The sequence below is a fragment of the Spiroplasma endosymbiont of Seladonia tumulorum genome (assembly GCF_964020235.1).
Classification (GTDB): Bacteria; Bacillota_I; Bacilli_A; order Mycoplasmatales; family Mycoplasmataceae; genus Spiroplasma.
Map to the genome: position 1 here is coordinate 1,038,610 of NZ_OZ026545.1, position 13,988 is coordinate 1,052,597.

12 protein-coding genes and 1 other RNA gene are annotated in these 13,988 nt (G+C 26.0%); all 13 read right to left on the reverse strand.

Features of this window, described 5'->3' with window-relative positions:
* Positions 1-65: 65 nt before the first annotated feature.
* Entirely contained in the window at positions 66-1,142 is a 1,077-nt protein-coding gene (locus AACL22_RS06625) for a tRNA lysidine(34) synthetase (RefSeq protein WP_338990550.1), read from the reverse strand.
* The gene (locus AACL22_RS06630) at positions 1,025-1,372 is read right to left on the reverse strand and encodes an ATP-binding protein (RefSeq protein ID WP_338990552.1); all 348 of its coding nucleotides are present in this window, start codon (positions 1,370-1,372) and stop codon (positions 1,025-1,027) included. The genes AACL22_RS06625 and AACL22_RS06630 overlap by 118 nt, the downstream gene beginning before the upstream one ends.
* Before the next feature lie 9 nt (positions 1,373-1,381).
* Positions 1,382-2,104: a tRNA1(Val) (adenine(37)-N6)-methyltransferase gene (locus tag AACL22_RS06635; protein ID WP_338990555.1), complete on the reverse strand. Its 723-nt coding sequence runs from the start codon at positions 2,102-2,104 to the stop codon at positions 1,382-1,384.
* Between the two features lies 1 nt (position 2,105).
* A complete protein-coding gene (locus AACL22_RS06640) occupies positions 2,106-2,942 on the reverse strand; it encodes a DNA polymerase III subunit delta' (RefSeq protein WP_338990557.1) in 837 nt (278 codons plus the stop codon).
* Complete coding sequence (gene tmk, locus AACL22_RS06645) at positions 2,935-3,579, reverse strand: dTMP kinase (protein WP_422397501.1); 645 nt, start codon at positions 3,577-3,579, stop codon at positions 2,935-2,937. The genes AACL22_RS06640 and tmk overlap by 8 nt, the downstream gene beginning before the upstream one ends.
* A 17-nt stretch (positions 3,580-3,596) precedes the next feature.
* Positions 3,597-4,178, reverse strand: a complete 582-nt coding sequence (gene recR, locus AACL22_RS06650; protein ID WP_338990561.1) for a recombination mediator RecR — start codon at positions 4,176-4,178, stop codon at positions 3,597-3,599.
* Between the two features lie 17 nt (positions 4,179-4,195).
* Entirely contained in the window at positions 4,196-6,238 is a 2,043-nt protein-coding gene (gene dnaX, locus AACL22_RS06655; RefSeq protein WP_338990564.1) for a DNA polymerase III subunit gamma/tau, read from the reverse strand.
* A gap of 66 nt (positions 6,239-6,304) precedes the next feature.
* Positions 6,305-6,748, reverse strand: coding sequence for a deaminase (locus AACL22_RS06660; RefSeq protein ID WP_338990565.1), 444 nt, complete (start codon positions 6,746-6,748; stop codon positions 6,305-6,307).
* Between the two features lie 16 nt (positions 6,749-6,764).
* An RNA gene (ffs, locus tag AACL22_RS06665) (signal recognition particle sRNA small type) lies at positions 6,765-6,855 on the reverse strand.
* Between the two features lie 70 nt (positions 6,856-6,925).
* Entirely contained in the window at positions 6,926-8,197 is a 1,272-nt protein-coding gene (gene serS / locus AACL22_RS06670; RefSeq protein WP_338990568.1) for a serine--tRNA ligase, read from the reverse strand.
* A 2-nt stretch (positions 8,198-8,199) separates the two neighbouring features.
* Positions 8,200-10,668, reverse strand: coding sequence for a DNA gyrase subunit A (gyrA, locus tag AACL22_RS06675; RefSeq protein WP_422397502.1), 2,469 nt, complete (start codon positions 10,666-10,668; stop codon positions 8,200-8,202).
* A gap of 15 nt (positions 10,669-10,683) precedes the next feature.
* Complete coding sequence (gene gyrB / locus AACL22_RS06680) at positions 10,684-12,603, reverse strand: DNA topoisomerase (ATP-hydrolyzing) subunit B (RefSeq protein WP_338990573.1); 1,920 nt, start codon at positions 12,601-12,603, stop codon at positions 10,684-10,686.
* 168 nt (positions 12,604-12,771) lie between these two features.
* Positions 12,772-13,890, reverse strand: coding sequence for a DNA polymerase III subunit beta (gene dnaN / locus AACL22_RS06685; RefSeq protein ID WP_338990576.1), 1,119 nt, complete (start codon positions 13,888-13,890; stop codon positions 12,772-12,774).
* Positions 13,891-13,988 lie beyond the last annotated feature (98 nt).

The following is a 13,988-nucleotide window of genomic DNA, read 5'->3' on the forward strand; positions in this document are numbered from 1 at the left end:
CCTCTCTATTAAGACTTTTAAAATTAATTTTTTTCGGTCATTTGAAACAATGACCCAATTCTAGACTATTTTATCATAAAAAAAAATAAATTGTATTTTTCCGCTAAAGTATTATTAATAAATTTATTAATTTTTAAATCAACTAAATTATTCGCATAAATAAGGTTATTATCCTTATCTAATACAAAATAACTTTTTCGTGCTAAAAGCGATATTTTATTTTTGATAAATCAACGATTTAAACGCATCTTATTAATCATTACATTTCTTAGCAAAGATAAATCGTTGGTAATTGTGATTGGTCATTGTGCTGCTGCTATCATAAAATCATACTTATTTTTAGTTCCCCAATTAATAATATTTTCTTTTCATTTTATTGGTAATCCAGTTGTTGGTGTTATTTGAATTGTTGTTAATTCTAAAAGTTCATTATTAACAATTTCAACATTATCATATGATTTAATTAAAGAATATCTTGAATTAATTTTAAGAATAATATTTGGTTTTAAACTTTTTAATTCCTTAATTATTTCATCTAAAAACTTTCTTTTTTTATTCCTAATTAAATAAACAACCTTATTAATTTTAAAATAATTAAAAATAATAATTTTTTGCAATTGAATATTATTAAGAGCATTAAAATTAGTAACATTAATTTGCCCAAAATTTTCAATCAAATAATTTTTTGCAACTAACTTTAATTGTTCATTTTCCTTATTTTTTTCCTCAATTTCTAATAACATATCTTGTAAATTAATATCCTGAATTTCATTACGAATAATATTTCGATTATAAATCGCTAAGATATTAGTTGAATCAATTGCATAATTAATTTGCTGATGAAATAAATATTCAATAATTTCTTCTCTTGATATTTCTAACATAATCCGCAATATTTTTAGTTTTTTGTTAAACAATTGAGAATAATAATAACTAGTTTTATTTAGACCATAATATTCAACAATCCCATTTCGTTGTTTTTGCAAAATATATGTTTCAATATGATCAGTCAAATTATGGGCAATTAAAACACCCTGGCAACAATATTTTTCACTAATTTGTAAAAAAAAATCATATCGTATGCTACGAGCAACTGCTTGAAAATTATGAGAATTAGTCTGATACTGTTCATAGTCTTTCACTGTCACTTTTTTACATAGACCTTAATATTTCGTTTTTGGCAATATTCAACAACAATTTGTTCATCATAATCACTATCTTTTCGCTTCTGATAATTTACCAAACATACAATGAAATTATTAATATCTAACTCTGAATTATTATAAATATTGTCAAGTAAAAACATACTATCCGGACCACCAGACACCCCGATAACATATTTTTCATTCTGTTTTAAAAGTTTAGTTTCCATTTCTATCACCTATTTTCGAAATAATTTTAAAACTTGTTCTGTATAATGATAATTCTTATTATGAACAATGATTGGTTTTTCAACAATAAGGCCTGCCCCACTTTGAAAACGAGCTTCAATTAAAACATTATTTGCTTCACTTTCTACAAAAGGATGAATAAATTGTAGTCGCTTAATATTAAAACCATACTTAATTAATAATGCAGTAATTTCTAATAATCTTGTTGTACGATGAATAATCGCAAAATACCCTCGATTTGCAACTAATTTCTTAGCAGCAAAAATAATCTCTTCTAATGTGACATCTGTTTCATGGCGTGCTGGAATTAATAATTTATTTTTTTCATTTAATTTTGCTCCATCAACTTTAAAAAACGGCGGATTGCAGACAATTAAATCATATTTAACATTAGCATTAGTTTTAACATATTCATTAATATCATTATGAATAATTTTAATCTGTTCAATTTTATAATTTAATGCAACATTTTCCTCTGCTAATTGTACAGCTTCTTTTTGCAATTCAATGCCAGTAATTGGTGCTGAAGTTAAAGTTGATAAAATTAACGGAATTGCCGCATTATTAGTACCAATATCTAAAATATTTTTTATTTTTGTATTTAATGTTGCAAAACGAGCCAGTAGGACTGTATCCAATGAAAAATTAAACATATCAGTTCGTTGGTTAATTTTAATTCCCTCATAATCTAATAAATCATTTAAAACTTTCACTTTACACCTCGTTATATCAATCAATCAATCCCTTTTCTAAAATTAATTCTTTATTTAAATTTTCCAATAATAAATTGGCAATAGTATAACAAATTTCAATTAACTTGCTATTTTTATGATTTAATTTTTGAATTAAATCTTGATTTGTAATTTGATATTTTTCTCATTCTTTCTTTTTTAAAACATTAGCAATTGCTAAAAAAAATTGGCGGCATTCAACACTATCATAATTATTTAACTGGCGAATATGAATAAAGTTATTTGTCGAGTTACTTGCAAAATTGTTAAAAAAGGTAGAAATAAATTCATTTTTAAAATCATCAACTTCTAATAAATCAGTTGTATTTTCTAAAATAATATTTAAACAACGTGATTTAATAGTATCAATAACATTTGTTTTATTAGTTGTTAACAAAAAAGCGTATGTATTTTTACTAGGCTCTTCTAAAAATTTTAATAATGAATTAGCCGCTTCTAATGTTAATAAATCAATACCATTAATAACATATACTTTTATTCCTGTTTGTTCTAACGCAGAATAATTAAAGGTTTGAATAATTTCTTGAATTGCTTCTTTTTTGATTGTTGTTTCAAAATCACTTTTAATTTTTAAATCATAATAAGTTTTATTATTAATGCGGTGACAAATATCACATTCACAATCTGCTCCTTGTTTTTTAAAACACAATAAAAATTTAATAACTTCTGTTGTAAATTTTTCTAATTTAACTTTATTATTGCAAGAAATCAAAAGTTGATTTGATAAATTATTTTTTAAAATTAAATTTTTAAATAGTGTCATTTTCTCAACATCATTTTTTGTAAATAAATTATCCATTTTCTTTGTCCTTTATTTTTTGAATAATTTCATCAACATAATAATATACTTGTTCTAATACTTCATTCACTGGTTTACTAGCATCAATAACTTTAATGCGATCTGCATTTTCACTAATTAAAACTTGATATCCTTCATATACCTTCTTATGAAACGAATTTTTTTCTAAATCAAGACGGTTCATTTCAACCTCATTTCGAACTTTCATTCTTTCACTTGCCATTGTTGGTTCAATATCAAAAAAAAGAGTTAAATCTGGCTTTGTTGTGCCCAAAACAATGGATTGTACTTCATCTAATGTTCGAATTCCTAATCCACGAGCATATCCTTGATATGCTGAAGTAGAATCCATAAAACGATCACAAATTACAATTTCTTCTCGTTTTAACGCCGGTAAAATATCTTCAACAACATGTTGCCTACGAGCAGCAATATATAATAAAGCTTCTGTTCATGGGTCCATTCCTAAATTATGTTTACTTAAAATAACATTTCTAATTTGCTCAGCAATTTCATTGCCCCCTGGTTCTCGTGTTAAAACAACTTGATATCCTTCTGACCGTAATTTTTCTTTTAATAATTTTGAAATCGTTGTTTTCCCAGAACCATCAATTCCTTCTAATGTTATAAATAGCATCATTACACTCCCTGTTCTTAAACATCTTTACGTCCCTCTAAAGCTTGTTTTAATGTTACCTCATCAATATAATCTAAGGAACCACCAATTGGTATCCCTTGGGCTAAACGTGATATTTTTATATTAAAAGGTTGCAAAAATGTTTTTAAGTATTGAGCTGTTACTTCTCCTTCAAAAGTAGCACCAACAGCAATAATCACTTCTTTTATAATTTTATCATTCATTCGGGATTCTAACGCAGAAAAAGTCAATTTATCTGGTGTAATGCCATTTTTTACATTAATTTCACCATTTAAAACATGATAAACTCCATTAAAAACTTTTGTTGCTTCAATTTTTATAATATCAAAAAAATTGCTAACAACACAAAGCTTTGTTTGTTCACGTAAATTATTATGGCAAAACAAACAAACATTATTTTGCATTAATGTTGAACAAATTGAGCATTGATGATAATTATTTTTGATTTCATTAAAAATATGCTCTAATGATTCCAATAATGATGGTTTAATAATTAATTTATTAAAAATCCTTTCCGCAGTCTTTTTACCAACACCTAAAATAGTTTTTAATTCCATAATTAATTCTTCATAGTTCATTTCAAATCTCCAATCAATTATTCTACTATCTTAATGTTATCAAAAATTTGTTTACCTGTTTCAAGAACATCTTTATGTTCTTCATAGTTATCAATTTGTTTAACTAATAAATTTTGGTAAAACTCTTCAACATCAATTAATGTTGGTTTTGGTAATTTATTTGCTTGTCTAATTTTAACATAATCATTGCGAACACTAGTTCACTCAGTTTCACTTAAGGCAATAATAATAAAATCAAAATCAAATGCTTGGAAAATCTTATTGCGAAATTCTCAATCACACATTTCAAAACTAATTCAATTTGCTTCTGGTTTTGTATTAGTTACAATAATCAGTCCTTGTTCTGATGCAGCCGCATATTTAACATCATAGAAACTAATTAATTTATCTAATTGAACTATTTTACCTTTTTCGTTAATTAATTCCATAAATTTATTTTTAAATTTTTCTCGCTCTTCTTTACTAGCTTTAATTAAAATATTAAAAATTTGATTATTAGAATAATTAATATTAGAAAATTCATAGATATTAACTTTTTTTTTCATATCGTCACGATATTTTTGTAAGTCAGTTATGCCTTCTAATTCTTTTCCATAAGAAATTTGCTCTGATCCAATTGACTGAAAACTTTCTTTTTCCTTTGTTTGTTCAAAATTAGTTTGAAGATCATTTTTATCTACTATTATTTTATCTTGTTGTGGTTCTATGTTACTAAAAGAACTATCATTAGGTTCTTTATCATTAAATAATGAAAAATTATGAAATAATGGTTGGTTATTAGGTAATTTCGGTTCTTTTAAATGAATTATTTCATCATTGTTTTTTAATGGTATCACTTGATCTTTTTCATAATTATTTTCTATTATTTCTATATTTTTAGAAATTTGTTCTATTTTATCATGATTAATTTTTCTTTCCTCTGTATGCTCTAAAATCACTAAATCACTTAATTTTAAATTCTGTAAATTCTTAGTATTATTTTCAAAGATTGCTAAAGCTTTTAATAAAATTAATTCAAAATACATTTCTTGTGTTTTACTATTTCGCATTTTGCTTGCTGCTTCAGTAAACAAATCAAGTAACATAATTAATTCTTTTGAACTTAATTGTTCAGCAAATTCTTTTGCTTGTTCTTCTGATAATAAATTTAAAAAAATTGAATTATTCGTTTGTTTAAACTCAAAAATTTCTTTTAAAATATCTAATAAATTTAATGTTAAAATTTCAAAATCAGAACCTGCTTGATAAATTTTTTTACTAGCCATTAAAACTTCTGTTGTTTTATATTCTAAAATATCTTTTAATAATTTTAATTTAATAGTTTTTGAAACTGTTGCAAAAATAATATTTACATTTTCTAAGGTAACATTTCGATCAGAAAACATAATTACTTGTTCTAAAATACTTAATGAATCGCGAGCACTACCATCAGCCAAAAGAGCAATTTCTTTAATTGCAGCCAAATCATATTTAATTTCCTCTTTTTTTAAAATATTAATAATATTATTTTCTAATTCAACTTTTGAGATCTTACGAAAATTATATTGTTGACAACGTGAAATAATTGTTGTAGGAATCTTATGACTTTCAGTTGTTGCTAAAATAAAAACAACATGTTGTGGCGGTTCTTCTAATGTTTTTAATAATGCATTAAAAGCTGAATTAGTTAACATATGAATTTCATCAATAATATAAACTTTATATTTTGTCATTGTAGGAAGTAACTGAACGTTATTTCTAATTTCTCGAATTTCATCAACACCATTATTTGAAGCAGCATCAATTTCAAATACATCAACTGCTCCAGCACGGTTTATTTCCTGACAACTGACACATTCATTACACGGATTCCCTTTATCTAAATTAATACAATTAATTGCTTTTGCAAATATTTTTGCAATCGAAGTTTTCCCTGTCCCATGTGGTCCTGAAAATAAATATGCATGCGAAAATGTATTATTTATAATTGCATTTTTTAAAGCTTTTCTAATTTCAATTTGTCCAACAATTTTATCAAAATTATTTGGTCGATATTTACGATATAAAGAAATATAATCCATTTTTTATGCTCCCGTCCAATATTATTGTTATAATAATTTTATTTTACTCCTTTAATTACAAATATTCTATCTTAATTGTTCAAAAAATTTCTTTATTAAATCTTTTAAAATCATATTTTCCTTATGTTTTCTAACATGTTGAACTTTTAATTTTGAAACATCAAAAGTATGATTAGACTTTAAAAAACCATATTTTTCATTTGATAAATAATAATTAATAACTTTAATTCCTGAATTAATTATTGCTCCTAGGCACATCATACATGGTTCAACAGTAACTCATATTGAACAATCACTAATTTTATTTGTTCGTTTTTTTCGACATGCTTGATTTAAAGCATAAATCTCAGCGTGTGTTGTTACTGAATTTTTTGTTGTTTTATTATATCCAATGGCAATAATTTTACCATTTTGGTCAACAACTAATGCAGAAATTGGAACATGTTTTTTCTTATATGCTCGTTGTGATAACTTATATAATTTATTGAAAATTAATGTAGTATCTGTCATAAATTCACCCTTATCATAAAAAATGTCATTACACATAGTCCTTAGTCTTATGGCTGCTGCCTTCCGGTCCTGACCAATTTCAAATGTAACTATTGTAATGACATAAATAATTATAGCATAGAATTTTATTTTCCATATCCTTTTTATTAAAAACCGAAATGTTTCACGTGAAACATTTTAAACAATAACAGTTTGACCTTGAAAATAAGGTTGCAATTTTTTTGGAATTGTAATAGTCCCATCTTCATTTTGATAATTTTCTAAAATGGCAGCAATTAAACGATCAATTGCTAAACCTGATCCATTTAAAGTATGAACATATTTTATTTCATTATTATCATCACGATAACGTAATTTCATCCGACGTGCTTGAAAATCAAGACAATTTGAACAAGACGAAATTTCCCGATATTTATTCTGACCAGGCATTCATACTTCTACATCATATGTTTTTGTTGAAGAAAATCCCATATCACCTGAACACAACAAGATTACACGGTATGGAATTTCCAATAATCGAAGAATATTTTCTGCATCTAATACCATTTTTTCTAATTCTTCAAATGAAGCTTTTTCGGTAGTAAATTTAACCATTTCAACCTTTTTAAACTGGTGTAAACGAATAATTCCTTTTGTATCACGCCCAGCAGAACCAGCTTCCTGACGAAAACATGGTGTATAAGCAGTATGATAAATTGATAACTGATCTTCCCTAAAAATTTCTTCACGGTATAAATTAGTTACTGGTACTTCTGCAGTTGGAATTAAATATAAATTATCTTTTTCAATATAATATAAATCCTCTTTAAATTTTGGCAAGTTTCCTGTCCCATACATAATTTGTGGTTGTACTAAAATTGGTGGTTCAATTTCAATATAACCTCGTTTTGCATGTTCATCTAACATAAAGTTCATTAAAGCACGTTCTAATTTAGCTCCCATTCCTTTATATACTACAAAACGTGAACCTGATATTTTAGTTCCCCGATCAAAATCAATTAAGTCTAATACTGTCGCTACTTCTCAATGTTCTTTTACTTTCTTATGATTTGAAATTTTACCTCATTTACGAATTTCCACATTATCGTTTTCATCTTTCCCACTAGGAACTGAATCATCTGGAACGTTAGGCGTAACTTCTAAAATTGCTTTAATTTTTTCTTCAACTTTATTTAGTTGTTCATCAATTACTTCCATTTCTTGTTTAATAGTATTAATTAATTCTTTAATTGTTTGTACTTCTTGGTCTTTTTTTTCTGCTATTAAAGTTCCAACTTTTTTTGATTCAAGATTTCGTTTTTCTTTTAATTTTTCTGATTTAACAATTAATTCGCGACGTTGAACTAATAATTTTTTAATATCTTGTAAATATGAAAAATCATCATGACGGCGATTTAATTTCTTCATTATTTCGTCAAAATTTTCAACAATTTTTTTCTGATCTAACATTTTTATCTTTCTCCTTCAATGTTAATTTTCTTTTTTAAAATTTCAATAACTTCTAATTTATCATCCTGTTCTAATCGCATAATTTTAACACCCGATGTTGTTCGGCCAAATAATGGAATTTGTTCTAGCGAAACACGAATAATATTTCCTTTTTTTGTTCCTACTAAAATATCTTCATCACCACTTACAGCTTGAACAAATTTTAAATATCCTGTTTTATCTGTTAAGTTCATTGACTTAACACCCTTAGTATTTCGTCCTATCAAACGATAATCTTCAATTACTGTTTTTTTCGCATAACCATTCTCAGTTACTGATAAAACATATTTCGCAGACCGTCACCGTCCTGAACTCACCCCAATGGTTTCTCCAACAGCATTGTTAGCAATTCCTTTAACCCCTACTGATTGTCGTGTCATTGGTCTAATTTCTTCTTCATTAAATCGAATTACTTTTCCAATATTATTTCCAATAATAACATCATCATGTCCTTTTGTAATAATCACGCTTACTAATTCATCATTATCTTTTAACTCAATTGCTACTTTTCCTGTTTGACGAATTTGATTAAATTCACTTATCTTTGTTTTTTTAATAAGACCTTTTTTTGTCACAAAAAATAAATTATCCTCTGTTGAAATTGACTCATCTATAGCAATAATTGTTTGAATGCTTTCTGTTTTATCAATTGCGATTAAATTAATAATTGGTAACCCCCGTGCATGTCGTGAATATGTTTCAATTTGATAAGCTCGTAATTTATACACTTTTCCAAAATTTGAAAAAATTAATAATGAGTCAATACTATTAGCACTAATAATTTTCTTTAAACTATCTTCAATATTTGCTAAACCAATAATCCCTTTTCCACCACGATTTTGTAATTTAAAAGTATCATCAGCTACTCGTTTAACATAACCATCTTGTGTTAACATAATTAAAATGTCTTCCCGGCGAATTAATTCTTCTGGATCAATTTCTGTTAACTCTTCCTTAATAATGTGACTACGCCGATCATCACCATATTTTTTCTTGATTTCTGTTAATTCCGTAATCATAATGTCAATTTGTTTTTCACTATTATTAATAATCTCTTCTAATTCAGTTATTGCTACTTTAATATCTTTAATTTCATTAATAATTTTTTCAATTTCTAATCCAGTTAATCTTTGTAAGCGCATTTCTAAAATTGCTCGTGCTTGTTCAACTACCAAATTAAATTTATTAATTAAAGCATTTGATGCAATCTGTGTTGTTTGTGATTGTTTAATAATTGTAATTACTTCATCAATATTATCAAGCGCAATTTTTAATCCTTCTAAAATGATTAAACGATTACGATTTTTCTTTAATTCAAACTGACTACGTTTAATAATAATATCAATTTGATGTTCAATAAAATATTTTAAAATTTGTTTTAAACCCATTACTCTTGGTTGGTTTTTGTATAATGCTAAAATATTTAACGAAAAATTAGTTTGAAGTGGTGTTAATTTATATAACTTATTTAAAATAACATTTTCTTGAGCATCACGTTTTAATTCTAAAACAATACGAACCCCCTCCATGTTTGATTCATCACGAAGATCACTAATTCCATTAATAATTTTGTCGCGAATTAATTCTGCAATTCGTTCCAACAATTTTGCTTTATTAATTTGATATGGAATCTCTGACACAATAATTCTTCTTTTATTATTATTTTCTTCAATATCAATTTTTGAACGAATTGTAATTGCTCCATTTCCTGTTTCATAAGCTTTAATTAAGCCGTTTCCAGCCGTAATTAATGCTCCCGTTGGAAAATCAGGTCCTTTAATAATTTTCATTAATTCAACAGTTGTTATTTCAGAATTTTTTGTTACCGCAATAACACCATCAATTACTTCATTCAAATTATGAGGTGGAATATTAGTTGCCATTCCAACAGCAATTCCACTAGCACCATTAACTAATAAATTTGGAAAATATCCTGGTAAAAAAGTCGGTTCTTCTTCACTGCCATCATAATTGTCAATAAAAATTGTTGTTTCTTTTTCAATATCTTTGATTAGTTCACCAGCAATTTTACTCATTTTTGCTTCCGTATATCGCATTGCCGCTGGAGCATCACCATCCATTGAACCAAAATTTCCATGCCCATCAATTAAAGGATAACGATAAGAAAAATCTTGTGCCATCCGAACCATTGCTTCATAAACAGCAGTATCACCATGGGGATGATATTTCCCAATTACTTCACCAACAATTCGAGCTGATTTCTTATGTTGTTTATCGTAAGTCATTTTTAAATCTCACATTGCATAAATAATACGGCGATGAACTGGTTTTAATCCATCACGAACATCAGGAATTGCACGTGAAACAATAACTGACATTGCATAATCTAAAAAGCCATTTTTTATTTCATCAGCAATATCAATATCACGAATTTTACCATCATAATCATATCCATCATTTTCTGATTTCATCATTATATCTCCCTTCTAGACATCTAAATTTTTAACATATTTTGCATTTTCACGAATAAATTTTTTTCGTGGTTCAACATTTTCACCCATTAATTCATTACAAATTAAATTTGCTTCAAATGCATTATTAACAGAAACTTTCAATAATAAACGCCGTTCTGGATCCATTGTTGTTTCTCATAATTGTTCTGGATTCATTTCTCCTAATCCTTTATAACGTTGAATTGTATAATTTTTATTTTGTTTTAATAATTCTTCTTTATAAAGTTCTAATTCATTATCACTATAAGCATATTGAATCTGATTACCATTTTGAATTTTGTATAATGGTGGTTGAGCAATATAAATATTGCCATTTTCAATCAAATCTTTCATATAACGATAAAAAAATGTCAATAATAAAATTCGAATATGTGCACCATCAACATCAGCATCAGTCATAATAATTACCTTTTGATAACGTAATTTTTTATCATTAAAATTATCTTTAATACCTGCTCCTAATGCGGTAATAATTGAATTAATTTCATTATTTTCAAATATTTTAATTTGTTTTGCTTTTTCAACATTTAAAATTTTTCCTCGTAATGGTAAAATTGCTTGAAATTTTCGATTTCGACCAGATTTAGCACTGCCACCAGCAGAATCCCCTTCAACAATATAAAGTTCAGCTATTTTAGCATCTTTTGTTTCACAATCTGCTAATTTACCTGGTAATGAAAAACTATCCATTACGGTCTTACGACGTGTTGTTTCTTTTGCACGTTGTGCAGCAATTCTTGCTTTTAATGATAAACTTATTTTTTCAATAATTTTTTTTGCATCTTCTGGATTTTCTAACAAATAACTACTTAATCCTTTTCCAACAATATTAGAAACATTTTTTTTAACTTCACTATTTCCTAACTTTGTTTTAGTTTGACCTTCATATTGCGGATCCGGATGACGAATAGAAATTATTGTTGTCATTCCTTCTTTAATGTCATCTCAAGTAAATTTATCTTCGTTACCTTTATTATTTTTATTAATATTTTTAAAATAATTATTTATTTCACGAACAATGGCTAATTTAATACCTTCTTCGTGAGTTCCACCCTCATGGGTATTAATGTTATTACAAAAAGAAAAAATATTTTCTGAATAATTGTCATTATATTGTAACCCAAATTCAACAACTATATTATCTTCTATTCCTTCAACATAAAAAACATCGTTTAGTGGCGTACCAATTGTTTTATTTAATTCTAAAACATAATTTTTAATTCCATTATTAAATTGATAAACAACCATTTTTTCTTCATCATCTTCTCGTAAATCAACTAATGATATTTCTAATCCTTTATTTAAAAAAGCTAATTGTTTAATTCGATTTTGAATTGTTGAAAAACTAAAAATTGTTATTTCTTTAAAAATCTTTTCATCTGGTAAAAAAGTTACTGTTGTTCCAGTTTCTGAAGTTGAACCAACTTCTTTAATTGGTGTTAAAATTTGACCACCATTATGAAACTCCATTACATATTTTTTATTTTTTTTTCTAACTTCAACTTTTAAATATTTACTTAAAGCATTAACAACACTAGCTCCTACTCCATGTAAGCCACCAGAAATTTTATATGTATTTGAATCAAATTTTCCTCCTGCATGTAAAATAGTAAAAACAGTTTCTAATGTTGAAACTTTTGTTTTTGGGTGAATTTCAATTGGAATTCCACGGCCATTGTCAACAACTGTAATTGATTCATCTTTATTAATGATAATTTTAATTTTATTAGCAAAATTAGCTAAAACTTCATCAATTGAGTTATCAACAATTTCTCAAACTAAATGATGTAAGCCTCTAGCATTTGTCGCCCCAATATACATTCCTGGTCGTTTTCGAACTGCTTCTAAACCTTCTAAAATTTGAATTGATTCTGAATTATAATTATCACCCATAAATAATTCTCTCCATTTCTGCTTTCTTTTATTTTACCATTACTACCTAATTTTAGGGCTAAATTATCAAATATATTTTTAAATATTCTAAAAAATATTTTTATATTTTTAGTGTCTAATTTAACCCTATAAAAAAGTTATAAAATAAAAAAACTCAATAATGAGTTTTTAATATGATCGAATTGGTAAAACTAATTGTTGTAATGTTGGATCATCATTAGCAGTAATAATTAATGGTTTTGTTTCATCAATCATTTTAATTGTAATTTCTTTTGTTTTAAAGGCTTTTAAAGCATCCAAAATATACTTTGAATTAAAAGCAATTGTTTGGTCTGCTCCTTCAACTTTAAAATCTTTAATTTCTTCTTCTGTGTTACCAATTTCTTGCGTAAATGAAATAACTAAAACTTTTTGTTCTTTTATTTTTAATGTAACAATTGTTGTCATCGCCTCATTTGATAAAACACTAGCTCGCTCAATAATTTTAATTAGTTCACGATTATTGATTGTTAATGAAGTATTAAAGGAAGTTGGAATAACTTTACTTGTATCAGGATATTTTCCTTCAATAATTTTTGTTTGAACAATTGTATTATTAATAATAATACTAACTGACTTATCAGTAATTTTCATTTTAATTTCTTGGTCATTTTCTGAAATTAAACGGCCAATTTCATTAATAAATTTTCCAGGAATAATAACATCAAAATTATAATTATTACTATAAGCAATCTTTTTACATGATAATCGAAATGAATCAGTGGCAGTAATTATTAATTCTTTATTATTTTGATCTGTTTTAATATTTAAACCATTAAAAACTATTCTTTTTTCTTTTTCTCCAATTGCAAAACTTGTTTGTGAAATAATTTCTTTTAATACTATACTTGTAAAATTTATTTCTTTACCCTCTGTTTCAAATGATAAATGTGGATAATCTGCTGAGTTTAATGTATTTAAAACTGAATCAAAATTACTTGCTTTGATTTTAATTAAATTACCCTCAACTACTTCCAAGGTAATAAATTCATCTTCAATTTTACGAATAACTTCAACAATAAATTTATTTTTAATTAAGACACTTCCAATTCGAGTAATACTTAAATCATTGCCCATAATTTCTGATTTAATTGATGTATCACCATCAGAAGTAGTGAAAGTAATTTTGTCTTTTTTAACTTCAATTAAAATTCCTAGTAGTGAAGGAATTAAAGTCTTTTGAGAAATTATTCGACTTACTTTCAATAATTCATCTAATATTTTATCTCTTTTAATGTTTACAATCATTTTGTTACTCCTTACTTTAGTATATTCTGTAATATATAAATAATTATATACTATTGTTAAAACATTGTTTTTTATTTATTAGTATTATAATGTAGAAA